Origin of the sequence: Nocardia sp. NPDC019219 (assembly GCF_040632645.1) — a bacterium.
Classification (GTDB): Bacteria; Actinomycetota; Actinomycetes; order Mycobacteriales; family Mycobacteriaceae; genus Nocardia; species Nocardia sputorum.
The window spans coordinates 464,656-487,916 of sequence record NZ_JBEYCG010000002.1; the positions used below are offsets into that span (position 1 = coordinate 464,656).

At 68.7% G+C, this 23,261-nt stretch carries 21 protein-coding genes; 17 read left to right on the forward strand and 4 right to left on the reverse strand.

What is annotated here, in order from left to right; translation table 11 throughout:
* Nucleotides 1-32: 32 nt before the first annotated feature.
* The 4 genes from ABZ552_RS06675 (at nucleotide 33) to ruvB (ending at nucleotide 2,828) form a co-directional block, all read left to right on the forward strand.
* A complete protein-coding gene (locus tag ABZ552_RS06675) occupies nucleotides 33-485 on the forward strand; it encodes an acyl-CoA thioesterase (RefSeq protein WP_281878925.1) in 453 nt (150 codons plus the stop codon).
* An 82-nt stretch (nucleotides 486-567) separates the two neighbouring features.
* Nucleotides 568-1,137, forward strand: a complete 570-nt coding sequence (gene ruvC / locus ABZ552_RS06680; RefSeq protein ID WP_281878926.1) for a crossover junction endodeoxyribonuclease RuvC — start codon at nucleotides 568-570, stop codon at nucleotides 1,135-1,137.
* The gene (gene ruvA, locus ABZ552_RS06685) at nucleotides 1,134-1,739 is read left to right on the forward strand and encodes a Holliday junction branch migration protein RuvA (RefSeq protein WP_281878928.1); all 606 of its coding nucleotides are present in this window, start codon (nucleotides 1,134-1,136) and stop codon (nucleotides 1,737-1,739) included. Before ruvC ends, ruvA begins: the two co-directional genes overlap by 4 nt.
* Before the next feature lie 6 nt (nucleotides 1,740-1,745).
* Nucleotides 1,746-2,828 carry a Holliday junction branch migration DNA helicase RuvB gene (gene ruvB, locus ABZ552_RS06690; RefSeq protein WP_281878929.1) on the forward strand — a complete coding sequence of 361 codons (1,083 nt, stop codon included), beginning with the start codon at nucleotides 1,746-1,748 and terminating at the stop codon, nucleotides 2,826-2,828.
* A 22-nt stretch (nucleotides 2,829-2,850) separates the two neighbouring features.
* On the opposite strand, the gene ABZ552_RS06695 is transcribed toward ruvB, so the two are convergent.
* Both ABZ552_RS06695 and ABZ552_RS06700 read right to left on the reverse strand, forming a co-directional pair.
* On the reverse strand, nucleotides 2,851-3,414 hold the full coding sequence (locus tag ABZ552_RS06695; protein WP_281878930.1) for a DivIVA domain-containing protein: 564 nt from the start codon (nucleotides 3,412-3,414) through the stop codon (nucleotides 2,851-2,853).
* Between the two features lie 151 nt (nucleotides 3,415-3,565).
* On the reverse strand, nucleotides 3,566-4,231 hold the full coding sequence (locus ABZ552_RS06700; RefSeq protein ID WP_350356373.1) for a TetR/AcrR family transcriptional regulator: 666 nt from the start codon (nucleotides 4,229-4,231) through the stop codon (nucleotides 3,566-3,568).
* A 36-nt stretch (nucleotides 4,232-4,267) separates the two neighbouring features.
* Here ABZ552_RS06700 and ABZ552_RS06705 point away from each other — a divergent pair, with 36 nt between their 5' ends.
* From ABZ552_RS06705 to ABZ552_RS06735, 7 genes are all read left to right on the forward strand, one after another.
* Complete coding sequence (locus tag ABZ552_RS06705; RefSeq protein WP_281878933.1) at nucleotides 4,268-5,758, forward strand: NAD(P)/FAD-dependent oxidoreductase; 1,491 nt, start codon at nucleotides 4,268-4,270, stop codon at nucleotides 5,756-5,758.
* 171 nt (nucleotides 5,759-5,929) lie between these two features.
* Nucleotides 5,930-6,289, forward strand: a complete 360-nt coding sequence (yajC, locus tag ABZ552_RS06710) for a preprotein translocase subunit YajC (RefSeq protein WP_281878934.1) — start codon at nucleotides 5,930-5,932, stop codon at nucleotides 6,287-6,289.
* 119 nt (nucleotides 6,290-6,408) lie between these two features.
* Nucleotides 6,409-8,091 (forward strand): protein translocase subunit SecD, encoded by a 1,683-nt coding sequence (gene secD, locus ABZ552_RS06715; RefSeq protein WP_281878935.1) that lies wholly within the window; start codon nucleotides 6,409-6,411, stop codon nucleotides 8,089-8,091.
* A gap of 7 nt (nucleotides 8,092-8,098) precedes the next feature.
* Nucleotides 8,099-9,334: a protein translocase subunit SecF gene (gene secF / locus ABZ552_RS06720; RefSeq protein WP_281878936.1), complete on the forward strand. Its 1,236-nt coding sequence runs from the start codon at nucleotides 8,099-8,101 to the stop codon at nucleotides 9,332-9,334.
* A gap of 18 nt (nucleotides 9,335-9,352) precedes the next feature.
* Nucleotides 9,353-11,074 (forward strand): ABC transporter substrate-binding protein, encoded by a 1,722-nt coding sequence (locus ABZ552_RS06725; protein WP_357435913.1) that lies wholly within the window; start codon nucleotides 9,353-9,355, stop codon nucleotides 11,072-11,074.
* A 104-nt stretch (nucleotides 11,075-11,178) separates the two neighbouring features.
* Nucleotides 11,179-11,685, forward strand: coding sequence for an adenine phosphoribosyltransferase (locus tag ABZ552_RS06730; protein ID WP_281880874.1), 507 nt, complete (start codon nucleotides 11,179-11,181; stop codon nucleotides 11,683-11,685).
* 401 nt (nucleotides 11,686-12,086) lie between these two features.
* On the forward strand, nucleotides 12,087-13,667 hold the full coding sequence (locus tag ABZ552_RS06735) for an ATP-binding cassette domain-containing protein (RefSeq protein WP_281878938.1): 1,581 nt from the start codon (nucleotides 12,087-12,089) through the stop codon (nucleotides 13,665-13,667).
* A gap of 153 nt (nucleotides 13,668-13,820) precedes the next feature.
* Here ABZ552_RS06735 and ABZ552_RS06740 read toward each other — a convergent pair whose 3' ends face one another.
* On the reverse strand, nucleotides 13,821-14,231 hold the full coding sequence (locus ABZ552_RS06740; RefSeq protein WP_281878939.1) for a nuclear transport factor 2 family protein: 411 nt from the start codon (nucleotides 14,229-14,231) through the stop codon (nucleotides 13,821-13,823).
* 80 nt (nucleotides 14,232-14,311) lie between these two features.
* Here ABZ552_RS06740 and ABZ552_RS06745 point away from each other — a divergent pair, with 80 nt between their 5' ends.
* The 4 genes from ABZ552_RS06745 to ABZ552_RS06760 all read left to right on the forward strand — a co-directional run bounded on the left by ABZ552_RS06745 (nucleotide 14,312) and on the right by ABZ552_RS06760 (nucleotide 17,888).
* Entirely contained in the window at nucleotides 14,312-14,821 is a 510-nt protein-coding gene (locus ABZ552_RS06745) for a helix-turn-helix domain-containing protein (RefSeq protein WP_281878940.1), read from the forward strand.
* A gap of 147 nt (nucleotides 14,822-14,968) precedes the next feature.
* Nucleotides 14,969-15,916 (forward strand): hypothetical protein, encoded by a 948-nt coding sequence (locus tag ABZ552_RS06750; protein ID WP_281878941.1) that lies wholly within the window; start codon nucleotides 14,969-14,971, stop codon nucleotides 15,914-15,916.
* Nucleotides 15,917-15,929: 13 nt separating this feature from the next.
* Nucleotides 15,930-17,186 (forward strand): adenylosuccinate synthetase, encoded by a 1,257-nt coding sequence (locus ABZ552_RS06755; protein WP_281878942.1) that lies wholly within the window; start codon nucleotides 15,930-15,932, stop codon nucleotides 17,184-17,186.
* Between the two features lie 75 nt (nucleotides 17,187-17,261).
* On the forward strand, nucleotides 17,262-17,888 hold the full coding sequence (locus ABZ552_RS06760; protein ID WP_281878943.1) for an NUDIX hydrolase: 627 nt from the start codon (nucleotides 17,262-17,264) through the stop codon (nucleotides 17,886-17,888).
* Nucleotides 17,889-18,212: 324 nt separating this feature from the next.
* On the opposite strand, the gene ABZ552_RS06765 is transcribed toward ABZ552_RS06760, so the two are convergent.
* Entirely contained in the window at nucleotides 18,213-18,998 is a 786-nt protein-coding gene (locus tag ABZ552_RS06765) for a metallophosphoesterase (RefSeq protein ID WP_281878944.1), read from the reverse strand.
* 258 nt (nucleotides 18,999-19,256) lie between these two features.
* Here ABZ552_RS06765 and ABZ552_RS06770 point away from each other — a divergent pair, with 258 nt between their 5' ends.
* Nucleotides 19,257-20,234, forward strand: a complete 978-nt coding sequence (locus tag ABZ552_RS06770) for an alkaline phosphatase family protein (RefSeq protein WP_281878946.1) — start codon at nucleotides 19,257-19,259, stop codon at nucleotides 20,232-20,234.
* 361 nt (nucleotides 20,235-20,595) lie between these two features.
* The gene (locus tag ABZ552_RS06775) at nucleotides 20,596-23,004 is read left to right on the forward strand and encodes a RelA/SpoT family protein (RefSeq protein WP_281878947.1); all 2,409 of its coding nucleotides are present in this window, start codon (nucleotides 20,596-20,598) and stop codon (nucleotides 23,002-23,004) included.
* The last annotated feature ends 257 nt before the right edge of the window (nucleotides 23,005-23,261 follow it).

Here is a 23,261-nt window from a genome sequence, read left to right on the forward strand (position 1 = left end):
ATTTGTCGGTGGCCACTGGCATAGTGCGGCGCGTGTCGTTCACTACCCGCATCGAGGTCCGGGTGTCCGACCTCGATCCGCAATTGCATGTCACCGGCGCGGCCTACCACCAATTCGCCGACCACGCGCGCTTCGCCTGCGTTCAGGCGGCGGGCGTCTCGGTGGACGCGTTGATCGCGTCCGGCCTCGGACCGGTCAACCTGGAGACCGTGCTGCGCTTCCAGCGCGAACTCCGTGGGGGCGACACCGTGGAGGTGTCGTGTGCGTGGCAGTGGGGTGCGGGCAAGACCTATCGGGTCGAGCATGTGCTGACCCGTGCCGACGGCGTGGTGGCCGCGACGGTGACCAATGTCAGCGGCCTGCTCGATCTCGCGGCGCGTCGCCTGGTCGCCGATCCCGCACGGCACTGGGCGGCACGCGCGAGTCGTCCCGAATTGCTGGGCCTGCCGGCCGCGGCGCGGGAAGCGACAGCGCTCGGCGGATAGCCGGGCCGTGTCGATGGGCGGCGAAAGACGCGGCCTCCGCTACACTCTCGAACAGTTGTTCGCGTCTGCGAGAGGGGTTGTCGTGCGGGTGATGGGCGTCGACCCCGGACTCACCCGATGCGGCCTCAGCATCGTCGATGGCGGTTCGGGGCGGAAGGTCACCGCCGTGGACGTCGACGTGGTCCGCACGCCCGGTGACATGGAACTCGCGCACCGCCTGTTGGCGGTCGCCGACGCCGCCGAACGCTGGATGGACGCCCACAAGCCGGGGGCGGTCGCCATCGAACGCGTTTTCGCCCAGCACAATGTCCGTACCGCCATGGGCACCGCGCAGGCGGGTGGAGTGATCGCGCTGGCCGCCGCGCGCCGGGGCATCCCGGTCGCGTTCCACACACCCAGCGAGGTGAAGGCCGCGGTCACCGGCAACGGCACCGCGGACAAGAAGCAGGTCACCGCCATGGTCACCCGGATCCTCGGACTGGCCGCCGCGCCGAAACCGGCGGATGCGGCGGATGCGCTGGCGCTGGCGATCTGCCATTGTTGGCGGGCGCCGCTGCTGGAGCGGATGGCGGCGGCGGAGGCCAAGGCGGCCGCGGCGCAGCGCCGGTACATCGAGCGGCTGGCCGAACAACGGAAGGCGGTGCACGGGTGATCGCGTCGGTACGCGGTGAAGTGCTGGAGATCGCCCTCGACCACGCGGTGATCGAGGCGGCCGGCGTCGGCTACCGGCTCAACGCCACCCCGTCCACCTTGGCCGGGCTCACTCGCGGCGAGGAAACCCGGCTCTACACCGCGATGATCGTCCGCGAGGACTCGATGACCCTCTACGGTTTCGCCGACACCGAGGCCCGCGACCTGTTCGGCCTGCTGCAGACGGTTTCCGGTGTCGGACCCCGCCTCGCCATGGCGGTGCTGGCCGTACTCGAGCCCGAAGCGCTGCGCAAAGCACTGGCCGAAAGCAATGTGGCGGCGCTGACCCGGGTCCCCGGCATCGGCAAGCGCGGCGCCGAGCGCATGGTGGTGGAATTGCGCGACAAGGTGAATCTCGTTCCCGTACCGTCCGGCGCGCCAGGATCGACGGCTGCCGCGGTTGTCACGCCGGTGCGTGAGCAGGTGGCCGAGGCGCTCGTCGGCCTCGGTTTCGCCGCCAGACAGGCCGAGCAGGCGGTCGACGCGGTGCTGGCCGACCAGCCCGCCGCCGATACCTCGGCCGCCCTGCGGGCCGCGCTCGCGCTGCTCGGCAAGAACCGGTAAGACGACATGGACCACCAAGCGGAACCCACCGAATCCCAGGTCAGCGCAAGCTATCTGAAGTCCGACGGCGAGATCGAGGCGAGCCTGCGCCCGAAATCGCTGGACGACTTCATCGGTCAGCCCCGAGTGCGCGAACAACTCGCGCTGGTGTTGCGCGGAGCCAAACAGCGCGGCGGCACACCGGATCACGTGCTGCTGTCCGGCCCGCCGGGTCTGGGCAAGACCAGTATGGCGATGATCATCGCCGCCGAGCTCGGCACCGCGCTGCGGATCACCTCCGGCCCCGCGCTGGAGCGGGCCGGTGATCTCGCCGCCATGCTGAGCAACCTGGTCGAGGGCGATGTGCTGTTCATCGACGAGATCCACCGGATGGCCCGTCCCGCCGAGGAGATGCTCTACCTGGCGATGGAGGACTTCCGGGTGGACGTGGTGGTCGGCAAAGGGCCGGGCGCGACCTCCATTCCCCTGGACATCGCGCCGTTCACCCTGGTCGGCGCCACCACGAGGTCCGGAGCGCTGACCGGTCCGCTGCGCGACCGGTTCGGGTTCACCGGGCACATGGATTTCTACGAGCCGGGCGAGCTGCTGCGCATCCTGCAACGGTCGGCGCAGATCCTGGGCGTGGCCATCGAGGAGGAGGCGGCGGCCGAGATCGCGGGCCGCTCGCGCGGCACGCCCCGCATCGCCAATCGCTTGCTGCGCCGCGTCCGCGACTACGCGGAGGTCCGAGCCGACGGCCGGATCACCCGCCCTATCGCGCAGGCCGCGCTCGAGGTCTACGACGTCGACGTGCTCGGCCTCGATCGCCTCGACCGCGCGGTCCTCGGCGCGCTGGTCCGCAGTTTCGGCGGCGGCCCGGTGGGGGTGTCCACTTTGGCCGTGGCGGTCGGGGAGGAGGCCGCGACCGTGGAAGAGGTGTGTGAGCCGTTCCTCGTGCGCGCGGGCATGGTCGCGCGCACGCCGCGCGGCCGGGTCGCTACCGCCGCCGCCTGGGAGCACCTGGGTCTCGTCCCTCCGCCGGACCTGGTGTTCGGGTCCATCGAAGTGCGCGGGCGCGAGCCGCACCCCACGCTCGACCTTTTCGAGTGACGCGTGCCCTCGGGCGGACGGGTCAGGGGCGGCGGCGCAGCGCGGCCGCGACCAAGTCGAGGAAGGCGTCGACCTCGTCGCGTTGATATCCGCGAGCGCCGACGCGGGCCTCGGTGAAACGGACGGCCTCGACATCGGCGAAGGTGAGACTGCCCGGTCCGCCGTGCACGAGGGTCGCGGCGACCAGATCGAGGAACGCGCCGACCTCTTCCTCGTTGTACCCGCGCCTGCCCACCGCGGCCGGGCTGAATCGCATGCGCAGCACGTCGTCCGGCGTCAGCAGGACGTGACCGTTGCCGTTCGCGGCCGGCACCGGCCGGACGCCGCGCTGGCGGAATTCCAGTTCGACGCGCAGCTGGTCGAGGTATTCGTCGACCTGATCGGCGCGGTAGCCGCGCTGGCCGAGCCGCGGCGCGCCGAAGCTGACGTGCCGAAGATCGTCGGCGGCGAGCACGCCCTGCCCGGCCAAGGCCGCGGCGACGCGTTCGAGAAAGGCGTCCACCTCGTCCGCGTGGTAGCCGCGATACCCGAGCGCAGGGGTCGCGAAACGGGTGCGGCGCACGTCCTCGGGAGTCACGGGCGACATTCTGTCAGGCTCGGAGCGTCGGGCCGCTCGGAAGGGAATTCTGGCATTTCCCTGGCCTTTTGCGAACAAGGGCCGTCCCCCTGGCGAAAGCGTCGGATCAGTGCGCCTCACCCTAGCGCCGGTGGGGTGTCAGGGGGGATTGCCGAATTGTTCAGTCCTTGCGGACGCCGTCCACGAGCAGGCGGCGGATCGCCTCGTTGAGTGCGGTGATCGCGGCCTCGTCCGGTTCGCGCAGCGAGTAGACGATGCCTCCGATCAGCATGCCGGTCACCGCACGCGCGGTGTTCGAGGTGTCCAGGTCGGCGCGCAGGTAGCCCTGTTCGACGCCGTGGTCGAGGTAGCCCGCGGTCAGCGCGTCGGCGGTGTCGAGCAGTCCGTACAGCCGCTGGGTGAGCTCGTCGTCGATGCCGGTGGCGTGGAACAGCAGCAGCTGGGCCACCCGCCGGTCGGCCAGCAGGATCTCGGTGAGCGCCACGCCGATGCGGTCGATCTGGGCGCGGTATTCGTCGAGGGTCGCGGCGGCGTCCGGGGCGTTCTCGGTGCCGAGGGCGGCGATGATGCGCGCGGCCAGATCGTCGATGACGTGGTCGATGATGTCGCGCTTGTTGCTGAAATAGCGGTAGAAGGTGCCGTGACCGATGCCCAGCTGTCCCGCGATGTCGGCGATGCCGGTGGCGTGATAGCCCTTCTCCGCGAAACAGGCGAACGCGGTGTCGATGATCTCCTGGCGCAGTTCGGCTTTCCGTCGCTCGGCACGCGTGGATGGCTTCGTCACCTCCCCGATGATACAGTCATCACAAACGGAATGATGTGTCATTCCGTGATATGCGGTTCAGCTAGCAGGAGGTTCGGTGTGGCGCCTCAATACGACGCGGTCGTGGTCGGTGCGGGGTTCGGGGGCATGGGAGCGGGCATTCAGCTCGATCGGCTCGGCCTGAGCAATTACGTCATCCTCGAACGCGAGGACGATCTCGGCGGTACGTGGCACGTGAACCACTATCCGGGTCTGGCGGTCGACATCGCCTCGGTCACCTACTCCTATTCCTTCGAACCGAATCCGCACTGGTCGCGGCTGTTCGCGCCGGGCGAGGAGCTGAAGAAGTACGCCCGACACGTCGCGGACAAGTACGGCCTGCGCCGCCGGATGCGCTTCGGCACCGTCGTCGACGGCGCGCGCTGGGACGAAGAGCAGCAGCACTGGGTGGTCTCGATCGCGGGCGGGGAGACCGTCACCGGGCGGTATCTGCTGACCGCGACCGGATTCCTCTCCCAGCCCTACACGCCCCCGTTCCCCGGCATCGACTCGTTCGCGGGCAAGATCATCCACACCACCGCGTGGGAGGACGACTTCGACCTCACCGGCCGCCGAGCCGCGATCATCGGCACCGGCGCCACCGCCGTGCAGCTGGTGCCCGAGGTCGCCAAGAAGGCGCAGGCGCTCACGGTGTTCCAGCGCACCCCGATCTGGGTGGTCCCGAAGATCGATACCGCGATCCCCGCACCGGTGCGCAAACTGTTCGAACGGGTTCCGGCTACGCAGAAGGCCGCGCGACTGGTCAACACCAGCCTGCTGGAGGCGCTGATGGTGATCGGGGTGCTGCATTTCAAGCAGGCCCGGCTGCTGAACAAGGGCGCGGGAGCGCTGGCCAAGGCGCATCTGCGGGCGTCCGTGCGGGACAAGGAGACGCGCAGGCAGCTGACCCCGCACTACGACTTCGGGTGCAAGCGGCCGACCTTCTCCAACCACTACTTCACCACGTTCAACCAACCGCACGTGCGGCTGGAGACGAACTCGATCGACCACATCGAACCGGACGGCATCGTCACCGCCGACGGGCACAAGACCGAGATCGACACCCTGATCCTGGCCACCGGCTTCAACCTGTGGGACGTGAACTTCCCGGCCATCGAGATCATCGGCCGGGACGGGGTGAACCTCGGAAAGTTCTGGCGGGACAACCGTTTCCAAGCCTACGAGGGCATCACGGTGCCGAAGTTCCCCAACTTCCTCAGCCTCAACAGCCCGTACTCCTACAGCGGTCTGTCCTACTTCACCACCATCGAAGCCCAGATGAAGCACATGGGCCGATTGTTCGGCGAACTGCGCCGCCGCGGCGAGACCACCTTCGAGGTCACCGAGCAGGCCAACGCGGCTTTCCTGGACCGGGTCACCGCCAAGCTCGGCTCATCGGTGTTCTACGGCGGCGACTGCGCCACCGCGCGCAGCTACTACTTCAACCAGCACGGCGAGGCCGCCCTGCTGCGGCCGACCAGCACGCTCAACGCGCATCGCGAAGCGGTCGGCTTCCCGTTGGAGGACTACGTCTACGGCAGGACCGCCTGACAGTGACGCCGCACCTCGCCCGCCGGAGCGTGTCGCGGCGGGCGAGCCGGTGTGCGATGGGGAAGTCGTAGCTGCCCAGCGGGCGTGCGGGTGTGGCGTCCGCGCGGCGAACTGGCAGACTGTGTGGGTACTTGTCCATCCCACCCACGACACTAGGGACTGACTTCGACGATGGAACTGCTGTTTCCGCTGCTACTGGTAGCCCTGCTCGTGCCGATGTTCCTCGGTGTCCGCCGTCAGAAGCGGGAAGCCGAGAAGGTCGCCAGCATGCAGGACAACCTGAAGGTCGGCGATCAGGTCGTCACCACGTCGGGTCTGTACGGCACCGTGGTCGAACTCGACGACACCACGGTCGACCTCGAGATCGCCGAGGACGTGGTCACCACGTGGCTGCGCCAGGCCATCCGTGAGGTGCGCACCGACGATGCGGTGAGCACCGAGGAGACCGGCTCGGAGGACACCGGCTCGGACACCACCGACGCCGTCGAGGAATCCGCCGAGCAGACCGAGACCCGCCTGACCAAGGACTGATCGTTCCGGTAGTGCCCCGGCTCGCCGGATGTCGCCGCGGCCGTCCGTCCGCGCACCCGGCCGGCTGGTGCACGTCCGCATGTTCCATCCTCGACTTCCCGCCTAGGAGATGACGTACTGTGCCACCTTCCCAGGGATCGGCGCACCCGCTGCGGCTGCTCGGTGTCTACGCCGCGCTGCTGGCCGTGATCTATGCGCTGGTGTTCTTCACCGGTGACAAGTCCCCGACACCCAAGCTCGGTATCGACCTGCAGGGCGGCACTCGCGTCACGCTGTCCGCGCGCACGCCGGACGGCAGCAAGCCGAGCCAGGACAGCCTGAAGAAGGCGCAGGACATCATCGAGAACCGGGTCAACGGGCTCGGCGTCGGCGGATCCGAGGTCGTCATCGACGGCGACAACATCGTGATCACCGTGCCCGGCGACGACGGGCAGCAGGCGCGCGCGCTGGCGACCACCGCGAAGCTCTACATCCGCCCCGTGTTGCAGGCGGTGCCCGCGGCTGGGCGCGGCGCGACGCCCCCGCAGACCACGCCGGGCACGCAGCCCGCACCGGCCGCGCAGCCCACGACGCCGGAGACCACGCAGCCCGCGGCGCCGGAGACGGACCAGCAGGCACCCGCGCCGCAGCAGCGCGTGTTCCCCGCCCAGCAGCCGACGCAGCCGCCCACCGATCCCTCGCTGACGCCCACCGAAGAGGCCACCAAGGAGATCCAGGCCGCCAAGGCGCTGCGCCAGAGCACCGACGCGTCGGTGCAGCAGGCCGCGCTGGCCGCCCTGGACTGCGGGAAGGCCGATCCGCTCGCGGGCAACGACGATCCGGCTCTTCCGCTGGTCACCTGCTCGACCGACGGCACCGAGGTCTTCCTGCTGGACAAGAGCCGCATCGACGGCCAGGAGATCAAGGACGCCACCTCGGGCCTGAACCAGCAGCAGGCCAGGCACGAGGTCTACCTGGACTTCAAGTCCGGCGGCAGCGACGCGTGGGCGGCGCTCACCGGCGAGTACGTCTACAAGCGGGTGGCCTTCGTGCTGGACTCGAAGGTGGTCAGCGCGCCGGTGGTGCAGCAGGGCCCGCAGCAGGGCGGCCGCACGCAGATCTCGGGCAACTTCACCGCCACGTCGGCGAAGGAACTGGCGAACACGCTGAAGTACGGCTCGCTCCCGCTGTCGTTCCAGACCTCCGAGGCCGAGACGGTCTCCGCGACGCTCGGCCTGTCCTCGCTGAAGGCGGGCCTGCTCGCCGGAGCGGTCGGCTTGGTGGTGGTGTTGCTCTACTGCCTCACCTACTACCGGATGCTGGGCTTCGTCACCGGTCTGTCGCTGGTGGCCTCCGGATTCGCGGTCTACGGCATCATGGTGCTGCTCGGACGCTGGATCGGTTTCACGCTGGACCTCGCCGGTATCGCGGGTCTGATCATCGGTATCGGCATGACCGCCGACTCGTTCGTGGTGTTCTTCGAACGCATCAAGGACGAGATGCGCGAGGGGCGCAGCTTCCGTTCGGCGGCTCCACGCGGCTGGCAGCGCGCCCGCCGGACCATCCTGTCCGGCAACGCGGTCAGCTTCATCGCCGCGGCCGTGCTGTACATTCTGGCCGTCGGCCAGGTGAAGGGCTTCGCGTTCACCCTCGGTCTCACCACGATTCTCGACGTCGTCGTGGTATTCCTGGTCACTTCGCCGCTGGTGCTGCTCGCTTCGCGCACGGCGTTCTGGTCCAAGCCGTCGGTGAACGGCCTCGGCGCGATCCAGCAGATCGCCCGTGAGCGGAAGGCGGCCGAGGCCGCCCTCGGGAAGGCGTGAGGACGCGATGACCAACAGCCACACCACCCCCTCGCTCGACAAGACGAGTGCCACCGAGACCACCGACGTATTCGCGGTGGTCGGCGAGCCGCAGCCGCCCAAGCACGGCTTCTTCAACCGCCTCTACACCGGCACCGGCGCCATCGATGTCATCGGCAAGCGCCGGATGTGGTACCTGATCACCGCCGCGATCGTGCTCGTCTCGCTGGGCAGCATCATCTTCCGCGGGTTCAACTTCGGTATCGACTTCGAGGGCGGTTCGCGCATCCAGTTCCCGGCGGGGGACGCGACTCCCAGCGCGGTGGAGGACGTCTACCGCGGCGCCATCGGCACCGACCCGGTCTCGGTGCAGACCGTCGGCACCGGCGGATCGGCCACCATGCTCATCCGCTCCGAGGCGCTGGACCAGAAGCAGGTGGAGGCGCTGAACAACGCGCTGTTCGCGAAGTTCCAACCGAAGGACAAGACCGGCAACCCGAGCCTGGCCGCGATCAGCACGTCCGATGTCAGCGAGACCTGGGGCAGCCAGATCACCCGCAAGGCGCTCATCGCGCTCGCGGTATTCCTCGTGCTGGTCGCGGTCTACATCGCGATTCGCTTCGAGACGCACATGGCCATCGCGGCCCTGGCGGCGCTGGCCTTCGACGTCAGCGTCACCGCGGGCGTGTACTCGCTCGTCGGTTTCGAGGTCACCCCGGCCACGGTGATCGGCATCCTCACCATTCTCGGCTTCTCGCTCTACGACTCCGTCGTCGTGTTCGACAAGGTCGAAGAGAACACCCACGGTATCCTGCACCTGACTCGCCGCACCTACGGCGAGCAGGCCAATCTCGCGGTGAACCAGACGCTCATGCGCTCGATCAACACCGCCTTGATCGGCATCCTGCCGATCGTCGGCTTGATGGTGATCGCGGTCTGGATGCTGGGCGTGGGCACGCTCAAGGACTTGGCACTGGTGCAGCTGGTCGGTCTGCTGGTCGGCACGTACTCCTCGATCTTCTTCGCGACCCCGCTGCTGGTCTCGATCAAGGAACGCTGGGGGCCCGTGGCGGCGCACACGAAGAAGGTCCTGGCCAAGCGGGCAGGCGCGGCGAGCGCCCGGGCGAGCGCCGTGGCCGAGCGCCGGGCGAGCATGGCGGCGGGCCGGGATTTCGACGAGACGCCGCGCAGGCAGCGCGCGGCCGGGCAAACGCCGCGACCCGGTGCGCGCCCGAGCGGTAAACGGCACAAGAGGCGGAACTGACACCAGGCAAGGGGTTTCATGCGACAGCCACGCAGTGCGGTACGACTGATCGGAGCGCTTGCTGCGGGCACGCTGGCCGCCGGGCTGATGGTCGGCTGCTCCAGCAAGAATCAGGTGCCCTCCATCGGCTACGCGACAGATGCCATCATCGCCACCTATAACGGCGGCAGCACACTGGGGGCGAGTTCCGGGTCCCCCGCGGTGTTCTCCCGGGTGCTCACGGGGTTCTTCTACACCGGTCCGGACGGCCAGCCGGTCGCCGACACCGACTTCGGCACCGCAAAGGAGGTGCCGGGCGAGTCGCAGACCATTCAGTACCGCCTCAACCCAGACGGCGTGTACTCCGACGGGGTGCCGACCTCCTGCGACGACTTGGTGCTGGCCTGGGCCGCCCGCAGCGGGCGGTACACCAAACCGGGGGACCGGGGTCCGGTTCCCCTGTTCGACGCCGCGAGCACCACCGGCTACGACGCCATCGAGCGAGTCGACTGCCAGCCCGGCTCACGGGATGCCACGGTGGTCTTCCGGCCCGGGCGGCGTTATCTGCCGTGGCGCAACTTGTTCACGGCGGGTGAGCTGATGCCCGCGCACGTCGCGGCCCGGGTGGCGAACGTGCCCAACGTCGTGTCGGCGTTGCAAACCGGCGACCCGAACGCCCTCGGCAGGATCGCGGAAATCTGGAACACCGGCTGGACCATTCCGGCCGACGGGCGGCTGGACCTGTCGCGCTTCCCCTCGTCGGGGCCCTACCGCATCGAGTCCTTCGGCAGCGAGGACGGCTTGGTGCTGGTGGCCAACGAACGGTGGTGGGGCAACAAACCGGCGACCGGGCGGATCGTGGTGTGGCCCAAGAACTTCGACCTGAAGAAGAAGGTCGGCGAGAACGCGGTAGGCGTGCTCGACATCGGCGCGCAGTCGGTGAAAGACCTGAATCTGAGCGCCTTCTCGGTGCAGACCGTGCCCGGCCGGGGCGCCGAGCAGCTGGTGCTGGCGACCGGCGGCGTCTTCTCCTCGGTCGAGGCGCGCCGGGCGTTCGCGTTGTGCCTGCCGCGTCAGACGCTGTTCGACAAGCTCGGCAAGACGCCGGACGCGCCGAAGACCGGGCTCGGCTCCGGCCCCTTGAACGCGCATGTCGTGCAGCAGGATTCCCTGTTCTACCCCGCCGTGATCGGCGCGTCGAAGAATTACTCCGGCGGCGACGTGGCGAACGCGACGAGGGCGGTTGCCGCCTCCGGCGCCCCGAACCCCACCGTGCGCATCGGCTACGCGGCTCCGGACGACCGGCGTGCGCAGACCGTCGCTCTGATCGCCGAGGCCTGCAAACCGGCCGGCATCACCGTGGTGGACGCCGGTGCACCCGACTTCACCCCCGCCCGGCTCAGCGAGGGCAAGGTCGACGCCGTCCTGGGCAGCACCGCGTCGGCGCCCGGTCCGGCGGGCTCGCTGGGTGGTGTGGCCGCGACCAGCGCGTTGCGCACCGGTAGCGGTCTCAATTTCGGACGGTTCGGCAACGGCCGTTACGATGCGATCACCGATCAGCTCGGGGCCGACGACAATTCGGCCGTACAGCTGAATCTGCTCACCGAGGCGGAGAACCTGCTGTGGGCGGAGCTGCCGAGCATCCCGTTGTTCGCCACCCCGCGCACGATCGCCTTCGGCAAGGGGCTGCGCAACGGGATCGCCGCCCCCACCCAGGCCGGATCCGGCTGGAACATTGACCGGTGGGTGCTCGAGCGGTGATCGACGGTGTTGGGTGATGTGATCATGGAGAGGTGTCGATGAGCAAGCACGCGGCAATCGAATCCGAGGACGTAGCCGCCGAACGGTCCACCAAAGCCGCCGAGATGGTCGACCGTTTGACCCGTTGGCACGACGACTTTCCCTCACCCGGTGTTCGTTTCGCGGATCTCACCCCGGTGTTCGCCGACGCCGAGGGCTTCCGCGCGGTGGTCGACTGCCTGGCCGCGTGCGCCCCCGACGCCGATCTGGTAGCCGGCGTCGACGCTCGCGGCTTCCTGCTCGGAGCCGGTGTCGCCGCGTCGCTCGGTACCGGCGTGCTCGCCGTCCGCAAGGCGGGCAAGCTGCCGCCCCCGGTGATCAGCCGCGAGTACAGCCTCGAATACGGCACCGCCGCGCTGGAGATCCCCGCGGACGGCGTCGAACTGGCGGGGCGTCGCGTCCTGTTGCTGGACGACGTCCTCGCCACCGGCGGCACCCTCGCCGCCGCCGCCGAACTGTTCAAGCAGGCGGGCGCCGAAGTGGCCGCCGCCGCGGTGGTGCTGGAACTCGGGTTCCTCGGCGGACGCGCACGGCAGGGCGACTACCCGCTGACGTCGATCGTCCAGCTCTGAGTCCACCGGGGTCTGCCCGGCGTGCGGGAGAAGTCCCGCCGAAACCCGTTGCCCGGATCCGGGCGGTCTACGACGAGCACACGATCGTCGTCTACCAGGCATAATCCCCGGAGATCGCCGAACCCGCGCTCGCCGCGGGAACTTTCGTGGCTCCGTTCCGCCGGGAGCGGATGACGTGGATCCCGAGGAGCGCCCCTACCCGCTGCCCGCGGCCGCCGCCATCGGAGCGTCGTCCTGACCCGGACGTGTGATCCGAATCGCACTGGCGCATCCACCGCCGCTGTGTTTAACCTGTAGAGGTCTTATTCCCGTTGATCGGAGTCTGCCGTTGCTCATTTGAGGTAGCCACTCGTGCGGCCCGCTATCGCGCGCCGTGTTCGTCGCAACCTCTGGGAGCTGGCATGACCAATCTGTCTTTTTCCGATCTCACTTTCGGCTGGCCGGACGGCACCCCGGTGTTCGAGGGGCTCGACGCCGTTCTCGGTCCCGGCCACATCGGACTCGTCGGTGGAAACGGCGCGGGGAAGTCCACGCTGCTGCGGTTGATCGCGGGGGAGCTGAAGCCCGCTCGCGGTTCCATCACCGTCACCGGTCATCTCGGGTACTTGCGCCAGGATCTCGGGCTGAGCGCCGGGCAGCGAGTCGATGCGGTGCTGGGCATCGCGGAAATTCGAAAAGCATTGCACCGCATCGAGTCCGGTGCAGGCGATGACACCGACTTCGACTTGGTCGGTCACCACTGGGACGTCGAGGAGCGCGCGGTGGCATTGCTGGCGCGACTCGGTCTGCACTACGTCGCCGATTCGGTGCACCAGCTGGACCGGACGCTCGACACCCTCTCCGGTGGCGAGACGGTGCTGCTCGGGCTGGTCGCCGAGTTGCTCGCCGAGCCCGACGTGCTGCTACTCGACGAACCGACGAACAACCTGGATCGGGTCGCGCGCGCACGGCTCTACGAGGTGATCGGCCAATTCTCCGGCACGGTGCTCACGGTCAGCCACGATCGGGAGCTGCTGGAGCGGATGGCGTCCATCGCCGAGCTGCGCCACGGCGAACTCCGGTTGTTCGGTGGGAATTTCAGCGAGTACGAGCGGATCGTCGCGGCCGAGCAGGAAGCCGCCCGTGCCGCGATCCGGGATGCGCGCAGCGATGTCCGCAGGCAGGCCCGCGAACTCGTCGAGGCGCGCATCAAACTGGACCGCCGACAGCGGTACGGGCAGAAGATGTGGGACCAGAAGCGCGAGCCGAAAATCATTATGGCCGAACGCAAACGGCAGGCGCAGGTGTCCGCGGGCAAGTTGCGCAACAACCACATCGAGAAGCTCGACTCCGCCAAGGATCAGCTCAAGCAGGCCAAGGGGTTGTTGCGCGACGACCGGGAGATCCGGGTGGAGTTGCCCGACACCCGGCTGTATCCCGGTCAAGACGTCATCGAGCTGGACCGGGTCGAGCTGGCGTGCGGGCCGACGGTGACGTTGCGGGTGTCGGGTCCGGAGCGGATCGCGCTGACCGGACGCAACGGCGTCGGCAAGACGACGTTGCTGCGGCGCATCACGCAGGCGGGGCCGAAGGTGCCGTGGCGGATGCTGCCGCAGCGGCTGGACGTGTTCGACGAGCGGCTGTCGGTGTTCGAGAACGTCGCCTCGACGGCGCCGCACGCCTCCGCGGAGCGGATCCGGGCGCAGTTGGCCCGCTTCCTGTTCCGCGGCACGGACGCCGACGTCGCGGCCGCGGCGTTGTCGGGCGGTGAGCGGTTGCGGGCGGCGTTGGCGATGCTGTTGCTGGCGGATCCGGCACCGCGGTTGCTGTTGCTGGACGAGCCCACCAACAATCTCGACCTGCCCAGCCTCGAGCACCTCACCCAGGCGCTGGCGAGCTTCGAGGGCGCGCTGATCGTGGTGAGTCACGATTCGCGCTTCCTCGACGATATCGGGGTGACCCGGCGCCTGGAACTCACCGAAGAGGGCTTGGCGGAGACGTAGGCGGCAGTTCGCCGGACCGTCCGCGGTCCGCCGGCGGGCGGGACGAAGAACCGGCCTGGTCCGGCGGCGATCGGTTCGATCCGTACGGCTATGGGAACCGGGCACCGGATCGTCGTGCCCGGTTCCCCGTGCCGGTCCGCGAGAGGCGCGAGTTCACGCCCGGGCCGCACGCCGGAGGATGGCTGGATGTGCGAGCAGGCGGGGCGCCAGTCGCACCGCGAGATAGGTGAGCGTCAGCCAGGGACGCAGGTGCGGCTGCAACGTGCGGATGCGGCCCTGCTCGTCGAGTCCGACCACCAGCGCTTCGGTCAGCCGGAACGGTCCGATCGTGGCACCGGCCAGCAGGACACGCCGCGTACCGTCGCCGATTTCCTCCGTCCAACGCAGACCGGTGAGGCTTCCGTAGGCTGCCGTGAGCAGCACACACAGGTCGTCGCGGCCACGGAAGACCAACCGGCCGGACAGCGGCGAGACCAATTCGGCATCGGGTGCGAGAACCCGCGTCAGCGCGTCGATGTCGCCGCTTTCGGTCGCCCTGCGGAATTCGGCGATCGCGTCGGACATGGTGGTCGGCCCCTTCCCTCGTCGCTGGGTCCGAACCTAGTTCAAGTCACTTGCAAAAAGCAACGGACTAGACTGGCCGAATGCCCAAGGCCGCTTTCTCCGACATCGTCTGCTCGATCGCGCGCACGGTCGACGCGATCGGCGAGCGCTGGACACCACTGATCCTGCGCGACCTGTTCATCGGGCTGACCCGGTTCGAAGATCTGCGCCGTGACCTCGGCATCGCTTCCAATGTGCTCGCCGCGCGCCTGGACGCACTGCACGGGCACGGCATCGTGGAAAAGCGTCCGTATCAGTCGAATCCGATTCGCTACGAGTATCTGCTGACCGAACGTGGCCGTGATCTGTATCCGGTGCTGACCGTGTTGATCACGTGGGGCGACAAGTGGCTCGCGGGCACGGAAGGTCCGCCCGCCGTCGTGGTCCATCGCGAATGCGGGCGCCCGACGTCCGGTGTGGTGGTGTGCCGCGAGTGCGGCGAGCCGCTCACCGCGGGAAACGTTCGGTGGCTTTCCGGCCCCGGTGGGCGGCGAGGCCCGGGAACGATGCTGATCGGCGGCCTGCTCGAAGCCGGAGGCCCCACGGGCTGATAGGGCCTCGCTCGGGTGGGTTGTCGTCGCCCTCGGGCTCGAGGGTGCGGGTGGACCTGTCCGGTGCGGGATCGGACGCCGGCTGCGGCGATCCTTGACCGCGCTAGTTTTAGTCACATAGACTAAAACTAGAGAGGACGTGATCACATGGGATACGGACATTGGGACGACTCCGCCTATCGCGCGGCCAAGACCTTCCGCGCCGCCCGAGGGATCGATGATTTCGGCTACACCGCCGACATGCGGGCCGAGCCGCACGCGAACTGGCGGGTGCATCCGAACCTGGACCCGCTCGGCGTAGCGGTACGCGAGTGCCGGGATTCGGCCGAGCACGGCAATTCACTGCCCGTCGCGGTGCTGTTCGACGTGACCGGATCGATGGGGCGGGTTCCGCGCATCATGCAGGACAAGCTGGGCACCCTGCACGGTCTGTTGCGGCGCAAGGGCTATGCGGACGATCCGCAGATCCTGTTCGGTGCGATCGGTGACGCGGACACCGACCGCGTGCCGCTGCAGATCGGTCAGTTCGAATCCGACAATCGGATGGACGAGCAATTGCGTGCCGTCTTCCTGGAAGGCGGAGGTGGTGGGCAGAAGTCCGAGAGCTATGAACTGGCCGCCTATTTCCTGGCGACGCATATCGCGACCGACGCGTGGGAGAAGCGACGCAAGAAGGGCTATCTGTTCCTGATCGGCGACGAACTGAACAAGCCGCGGCTGGCCTCCCGCCACATCCGCGCGATCATCGGCGACAGTGTGCGACAGGACATCGCGGTGGAATCCATCTACCGCGAACTGGCCGAGCGATGGCACGTGCACTACATCCTGCCCGACCAGTCGAGCTACTTCCACGATCCGGAGATCGCCGAGCACTGGCGCGGGTTGCTCGGCCAGAACTTCCTGCGCCTGGACGACCCCGCGGCGGTGTGCGAACTCATCGCGCTGACCATCGGCTTGGCGGAGGGGCGCGTCGACCTCGCGGGCGGGCTCGCGGACTTGCGGGATGTCGGGTCCGAGGCCGAGGCCGAGTCGGTCGGGAAGGCGCTCGGGGCCGACGATACGCGACCGCGGGCCTTGCCGCGTGGCCGCGGCTGAACCGGAAGGGCGCATGGTGCCCGGGTCGCACATCATCGTCGTGGATCTCGGATTCGGGGACGCGGGTAAGGGCGCCACGGTCGACTGGCTGTGCGCGCCCGAGCAGGGCTTCGATGTCTCCGCCGTGGTCCGGTTCAACGGTGGGGCGCAGGCCGCGCACAACGTGATCGCCGACGGACGGCACCACACCTTCGCGCAGTTCGGATCGGGGACATTCGCAGGCGTGCCGACGCTGCTGTCGCGGCACATGCTGGTCGAGCCGATCGCGCTGGCGGCCGAAGCGCGCATGCTGGCCGCGCTGGGCGTGCGCGATCCGCTGTCCTCGATACGGATCGACGGTCGGGCGTTGCTCACCACGCCGATCCACATCGCCGCCAACCGTGCTCGCGAGGATGCGCGGGGTTCCGCGCGGCACGGTTCGTGCGGCAGGGGGATCGGCGAGACCGCGGGCTACGCGCTCGCCCACCCGGCTCCCACCGTGTCCGATTGCCTGCGTCCCTTGGCGCTGCGGCGCAAGCTGCGTGCGCTGGCGGAATACTACGGGCCGCTGATCGCGCCGAGTGGACATCGGTACGAACCGATCGACGACCTGGTGGAGATGTACCGCGAGTTCGCCGCGGCGGTACCGATCGTCGGTGACGACCAACTGGCTCGGTTCGCGCGGCAGGGCGCCTTGGTGTTCGAAGGGGCGCAAGGCGTCCTGCTCGACGAGTGGCGCGGGTTCCATCCGCACACCACTTGGTCGACCGTCGAACCGCGCAATGCGCGTGCGATGCTGGCCGAGATCGGCGAGTCGGGTTACGTGCTCGGCGTGACCCGCACCTATCAGACTCGCCACGGCGCGGGCCCGTTTCCCACCGAGGATTCCGGCTTGGACCTCCCCGAGCCGCACAATGCGGCCGGTCGGTATCAAGGCGAATTCCGTCTCGGCCACTTGGACACCGTGTTGCTGCGTTACGCCATCGAGGTGTCGGGCGGCGTCGACGGCCTCGCGGTCAACCACCTCGACGTGCCCGGAAGGCGGTATGCCGCAACTGAGTACATCGTGGACGGTGTGGTTCGAGACACCGTGCCCCCTGGACGCAGGCAGGACCTGGATCACCAGCGGAAGCTGACCCGGCTGCTGACGCGCGCCGAGCCCGTCCTCACCGAAATGCCGGACGATCCCGTGCCGTGGCTGGCCCGGACCCTCGGCGTGCCGGTCGTCCTCACCGCCCACGGTCCCGGCCGCCGCCACCGCGCACGCACGGCGTATGCCGCCGCGGCGTGAATCCTCCGCGCAGGTGCCGTTCCAGTGGCACACCGCCCGACGGGCGCGCGGCCGGTCGGGGCAGGATGGGTGGCCGTGGAGCAGTCCGTTGTGTCGGTGGATGTCGTGGCGTTGCGGTTCTGGGACGAGGACGGCGGCGTCCGGCTCGGAATCGCGCCCCGGGCGATGGAACCCTTCGCGGGGCAGCTGGCCTTGCCCGGTGTGCTGCTCGGCCGGGGGGAGCGGCTGGCCGTCGCGGCGCGCCGAGCGGTGCACACCAAACTGGGCGTCCCGGAGGCCGCGATCGGCTCGGTGGGGCAGTTGGTGACCTTCGACGAACCGAACCGTGACCCGCGCGGTCCTACGCTCTCGATCGCGATGTGGGCGGTGGTGGGGCCGCACGAAGGACCGGCGCGGTGGACCGGCTTCGACGAGGTTCCGGAGCTGGCGTTCGACCACAATCGCATCGTCGCGATGGCCCGCGATGTCCTGACGCGGTTGCTGTGGAAGGACCTTCCGTTCACCAGAGCCCTGCTCGGCGCGGAATTCCCCGCGACCAGGGCCGTGGCGGCCGCGACAGCGCTGTCCGGAGCCCGGCCCGACGCCGCGAATCTGAACCGCACGCTGGCGGCCATCCCGGGCCTGACGCGCACCGCCGAACGCCGTCGCGTCAAAGCGACCGGCAGGCCTGCGGCGGTGTGGACTTTCGGCACGCCGGAGTGAACGGCGCGAGGACCGATCCCCGGCCGTTCGGGCATCAAACCGCTATCGCGGGCTTGTCGCAAGTCGAGCAGGCCGGGGCGTCCTGCTCGAACTTCGGGATGGGGCCGTGATTCCGGTCAGGATTCCCGGCCGGATGATCGCTCCAGGCGGCGGGAAGCAGCGGGTGCCCTCGGTCTGTGGCGCGGACGTGACGACTGCGACGCCGACAAGGCCGATCACCGCCGAAGTAGTCTCAACGATCGGGGGCCGATCGTGTCCACCAGCACGCCCGGGGCCGACGACCCCGCGACAAAGACAACGCCCTAGGCGACGAGGCCGGGCGAGTCATGGCCGGGACGGTATGCGGTCGCGGTCCTCCGGACGATCCGAGCCGGGGACTATCTCGTATACGGCGTAGCTGCGGCCGAGTACGGGAAAGGAGACATTGCGTACCGGCACACCACGTGGGGTGCGCCCGAATTCTGTTCCACCATGGGCATGTCCGTGCACAGCGAGCGCCGCCCCGCCCGCGTCGACCGACTCGGCCAGATCATGACAGCCGAGTCCGGGATAGATCTTGGACGGTTCACCGGCCAACGTGTCGATGATCGGAGCGAAATGCATGAGGGCGATGCGGGTTTCGCAGTCGATCGAGGCGAGCGCCTGGCGCAGGCGAAGGGCGTCGAGCGGGCCGCGGCGCATGCGGGCGCGGTGTTCGGCGGACCCCTCGTCCGGCGTGCCGGGATGGTCGGGAAAGCCGCCGCTGCCGCCCATGACGCCGGCGACACCCAGCCGGATACCTCCGATCTCGAGGGTGATCGCGGTGCCATCCAGCACGTGGACGCCCAGTGCGGTGAGCCGTGCCGCGATCAGGTAGCCCGATCGCTGATCGTGATCGTGATTGCCGAGCACGGCGACCACCGGTACGGGAAGGCCGTCGAGTTCGGCGCATAGCAGATCCGTTTCCGCTCGCGTGCCGCCGTCGGTGAGATCGCCTGCGAGCAAGAGGATGTCGGCGTCCGCGGACAGACGACGGAAATCGGGGCGGAAGCGTCCGGCCACCGCCGCGCGCATGTGCAGGTCGGCGACGGCCGCGACACGAATGCACCCGCCGGTGCGCGCTGCGGTCACGACGGTCAGTCGGCCATATCGGCGAAGGGGTGTCAAGCGACGGCGCTGAGCCGCCCATCGCGGTCTGCCTGGTCGCGGGCCGAAACTTCGCGTTCATCTGACCGCGACCCGTTGTGAAGTCGGTATATAGCTTGACGCTATTCCGCGTTCAAGGACTGTTCAGTGAGGCTACGGGCACTGTGGCCGCCGATGAAACATCCATGAACACTGCCGCGGCAGCCTATCGCGCGTACCGGACGGTCCCGCATGGTCAACGGTATGAGCCGAGCGCGACTGCTGTCGAAAGTCGTTGCCGCAGCGACGGCCGTGTTCCTTCCGTTGTCCGTGGCGGCCGGCGTCGCGCAGGGGGAGATGCCGACGGCCAAAGTAGTCGTGATCGGCTTGGACGGCCTGATGTACGACAAGATCGAGCAGGCGAAGGCGCCGAATCTGCTGCGGTTGAGCGGCGAGGGGTTGCTGAGCCGTTCGTCGATCGCCCCGCACACCACCATCTCGGGTCCCTCTTGGGCCACCGTGCTGACCGGCGTGTGGGATCGCAAGCACGGCATCACGAACAACCAGTTCACCGCCGAACCGTTCATGCGACACCCGACGGTCTTCACTCAGCTCGAACGGGCGCGGCCGGCGCTGAAGACCCAATCCATCGCCACCTGGGACCAGATCGCCACCATAACCGGCAGCGGCAGTCCGCGCGCCGACGTCGTCGTCTCCACCGCGACCGTGCCGGACGATCCGGACGAGTCCCGCACCGACGCCGCCACCGCCGACGCCGTGGCCGCCGCGATCGGCAAGTTCGCGCCCGACCTGCTGTTCACCCATCTGGACCAGGTGGACCGCGCCGGTCACGACGCCGGTGGCGCGTCGCGCGCCTACCTGGACGCCGTGACGCGGATCGACGTTCTGGTCGGCCGCATCGTCGCCGCCGTGGACGCTCGTGCCGCCGCCCATCCGGCCGAACAGTGGACCGTGCTCGTCACCGCCGACCACGGCCACAAACCGAAGGGCGGGCACGGCGGCCAGTCCCCGGACGAGACGACCAACTTCGTCATCGCTCGCGGCCCCGGCTTCCGGCCCGGGGCCACCAGTACGCGAGCGACCCTGGTCGACATCGCCCCCACGGTGCTCGACCTCCTCGAGGTCGCTCCCCCCGCCGATCTCGACGGTCGCTCCCTGCGTACCGAGCCCGGACCCGCCCGTACTCCGTTGTCCGGGTCCCAGCCTGCCGCGATTCGCTGACAGGTGTTCGTTCGCGGATCCGGCGTTCGCGCTCGCTCGTCGGTGCGGGACAGCTCTGCTTCCCTGAGCCGTTGCAGCCACCCACACGATGAACTGAAAGCGCTGCTCATCGACGTTTCCATGGGATAGCGGAACGCGTCCGGTCACGCTGTGGCCAGCGAGCTGGGTGGATCGCGGTCACCCGACTCGTGACGGTCGTACGGGGCGGCCGGGACCGTCTCCCTTCCTTGTCCCGACACCCCGGGGCGCAACCTTCGTCCGCGGAGCGGACGTGGGTGCTCCGCCCGGACTAAAGTTGGTGGTCCGGGAGGTTGCACCGGTCGGATAGGGTGGTCCGATCGAGGCGCGGAGAGGTGGTGGCATGACTCAGCATCTGGGCGAGGCGAAGGTCGAGCAATCGACGTCGGGCCCGCGGCCGAACGGTGCGGGCGCCACCGACGCCGCGCAGGCCGCGAAGCCGCAGGCGCCGGCGAACGCGACGCCTCCGCGTCAGCCGGGCGCTTCCTCCGCCGTGCCGTCCTCGGCCTCGCGCCGGGTGCGTGCGCGCCTGGCCAGGCGCATGACCGGGCAGCGCGGTATCGCGGCGGTCAAACCGGTGCTCGAGCCGCTGGCCACCGTGCACCGCGAGCTGTACCCGAAAGCGAACCTGACGCTGCTGCAGCGCGCGTTCGACGTGGCCGACGAGCGGCACAAGCATCAGTTCCGCAAATCGGGTGACCCCTACATCACCCACCCGCTCGCCGTGGCCAACATCCTCGCCGAGCTCGGCATGGACACCACCACGCTGGTGGCCGCGTTGCTGCACGACACGGTGGAGGACACCGGCTACAGCCTCGAGCAGCTCACCCAGGACTTCGGTTCCGAGGTCGCCCACCTCGTCGACGGCGTCACCAAGCTGGACAAGGTCAATCTGGGCGCCGCCGCCGAGGCGGAGACCATCCGCAAGATGATCATCGCGATGGCCCGCGACCCGCGCGTGCTGGTGATCAAGGTGGCCGACCGGTTGCACAACATGCGGACCATGCGGTTCCTGCCGCCGGAGAAGCAGGCCAAGAAGGCCAAGGAGACGCTGGAGGTCATCGCTCCGCTGGCCCACCGCCTCGGTATGGCGACGGTGAAGTGGGAGCTGGAGGACCTCGCCTTCGCGATCCTGCACCCGAAGAAATACGACGAGATCGTCCGGCTGGTCGCCGACCGCGCACCCTCGCGCGACACCTACCTGGCGAAGGTGCGGGCCGAGATCGTCAACACGCTGGCCGCCTCCCGGATCAACGCGATCGTCGAGGGCCGCCCGAAGCACTATTGGTCGATCTACCAGAAGATGATCGTCAAGGGGAAGGACTTCGACGACATCCACGACCTGGTCGGCATCCGCATCCTGTGCGACGAGGTGCGTGACTGCTACGCGGCCGTCGGCGTGGTGCACTCGCTGTGGCAACCCATGGCGGGCCGGTTCAAGGACTACATCGCCCAGCCGCGCTACGGCGTCTACCAGTCACTGCATACCACCGTGGTCGGGCCGGATGGCAAGCCCCTGGAGGTGCAGATCCGCACCCAGGACATGCACCGCACCGCGGAGTTCGGCATCGCCGCGCACTGGCGCTACAAGGAGACCCGCGGCAAACACTCCAACGACACCGCCGAGGTCGACGACATGGCGTGGATGCGCCAGCTGCTGGACTGGCAACGGGAGGCCGCCGACCCGGCGGAATTCCTGGAGTCGCTGCGCTTCGACCTGAAATCGCCGGAGATCTTCGTGTTCACGCCGAAGGGCGACGTGATCACGCTCCCGCAGAAGTCGACCCCGGTGGACTTCGCCTACGCCGTGCACACCGAGGTGGGCCACCGCTGCATCGGCGCCCGGGTGAACGGGCGCCTGGTCGCGCTGGAGCGACAGCTGGAGAACGGCGAGGTCGTCGAGGTGTTCACCTCGAAGGCGCAGAATGCCGGCCCCAGCCGCGACTGGCAGAACTTCGTGGTGTCCCCGCGCGCCAAGGCGAAGATTCGCCAGTGGTTCGCCAAGGAGCGGCGCGAGGAGGCGCTGGAGAGCGGCAAGGAGCAGATCTCCAAGGAGGTCCGCCGCGTCGGGCTGCCGCTGCAGCGGTTGATGAGCGTCGACGCGATGACCGCGGTCGCCCACGAGCTGCACTACACCGACATCTCCACGCTCTACACCGCCGTCGGCGAGCACCAGGTCTCCGCGCACCACGTGGTGCAGCGGCTGATGGCGCAGCTCGGTGGCATCGGCGACGTGGAGAACGAGCTGGCCGAGCGCTCCACCCCGTCGACGACGCCGAGCAGGCAGCGGGTCACCGGCGACGCGGGCGTGCTGATCCCCGGCGCCCCGGGCACGGTCGCCAAGCTGGCGAAGTGCTGCACCCCGGTGCCCGGTGACGAGATCATGGGCTTCGTGACCCGTGGCGGCGCGGTGAGCGTGCACCGCACCGACTGCACGAACGCCGGTTCGTTGCGCGAGCAGGCCGAGCGGATCATCGAGGTGTCCTGGGCGCCGTCGCCGTCCTCGGTGTTCCTGGTCGCGATCCAGATCGAGGCGCTCGATCGCACGCGGCTGCTGTCCGACGTCACCAAGGTGCTGGCCGACGAGAAGGTCAACATCCTGTCCGCCTCGGTGGCCACGCACGGCGACCGGGTGGCGATCAGCAAGTTCACCTTCGAGATGGGCGATCCGAAACACTTGGGGCACTTGCTGAACGTGGTGCGCAACGTGGAGGGCGTCTACGACGTCTACCGCGTCACCTCCGCGGCGTGAGCGGCCCAACCGTGCGGTAGCTGCCAATTAGCTATCTTCTCAAGGTGTTTCGCGTGCCCCGAACTCCGCTTCGGGGTTGTCAATCGAGACGATCTGCCGGAAACTTGTCGGACCGATTCTGGGAACGCGCCGCGGTGTGTCGCGTTCATGTCGGTGTGTCGTGGAAGTTTTCCGTCGATGCGGCAGTAATAGCCGGAATCTGTTACGGTCTATTGCGTTTCATGGCGTTGAGGTACCTGCGGCAGACGACTTGATTG

Excerpts from the sequence above, each read along its gene's own strand:
- ruvB (WP_281878929.1), top strand. The coding sequence starts at position 1,746 with ATGGACCACCAAGCGGAACCCACCGAATCCCAGGTCAGCGCAAGCTAT.
- ABZ552_RS06695 (WP_281878930.1), bottom strand. The coding sequence starts at position 3,414 with ATGTCGCCCGTGACTCCCGAGGACGTGCGCCGCACCCGTTTCGCGACC.
- ABZ552_RS06700 (WP_350356373.1), bottom strand. The coding sequence starts at position 4,231 with ATGACACATCATTCCGTTTGTGATGACTGTATCATCGGGGAGGTGACG.
- yajC (WP_281878934.1), top strand. The coding sequence starts at position 5,930 with ATGGAACTGCTGTTTCCGCTGCTACTGGTAGCCCTGCTCGTGCCGATG.
- secF (WP_281878936.1), top strand. The coding sequence starts at position 8,099 with ATGACCAACAGCCACACCACCCCCTCGCTCGACAAGACGAGTGCCACC.
- ABZ552_RS06725 (WP_357435913.1), top strand. The coding sequence starts at position 9,353 with ATGCGACAGCCACGCAGTGCGGTACGACTGATCGGAGCGCTTGCTGCG.
- ABZ552_RS06730 (WP_281880874.1), top strand. The coding sequence starts at position 11,179 with ATGGTCGACCGTTTGACCCGTTGGCACGACGACTTTCCCTCACCCGGT.
- ABZ552_RS06735 (WP_281878938.1), top strand. The coding sequence starts at position 12,087 with ATGACCAATCTGTCTTTTTCCGATCTCACTTTCGGCTGGCCGGACGGC.
- ABZ552_RS06740 (WP_281878939.1), bottom strand. The coding sequence starts at position 14,231 with ATGTCCGACGCGATCGCCGAATTCCGCAGGGCGACCGAAAGCGGCGAC.
- ABZ552_RS06745 (WP_281878940.1), top strand. The coding sequence starts at position 14,312 with ATGCCCAAGGCCGCTTTCTCCGACATCGTCTGCTCGATCGCGCGCACG.
- ABZ552_RS06750 (WP_281878941.1), top strand. The coding sequence starts at position 14,969 with ATGGGATACGGACATTGGGACGACTCCGCCTATCGCGCGGCCAAGACC.
- ABZ552_RS06755 (WP_281878942.1), top strand. The coding sequence starts at position 15,930 with ATGGTGCCCGGGTCGCACATCATCGTCGTGGATCTCGGATTCGGGGAC.
- ABZ552_RS06770 (WP_281878946.1), top strand. The coding sequence starts at position 19,257 with ATGAGCCGAGCGCGACTGCTGTCGAAAGTCGTTGCCGCAGCGACGGCC.
- ABZ552_RS06775 (WP_281878947.1), top strand. The coding sequence starts at position 20,596 with ATGACTCAGCATCTGGGCGAGGCGAAGGTCGAGCAATCGACGTCGGGC.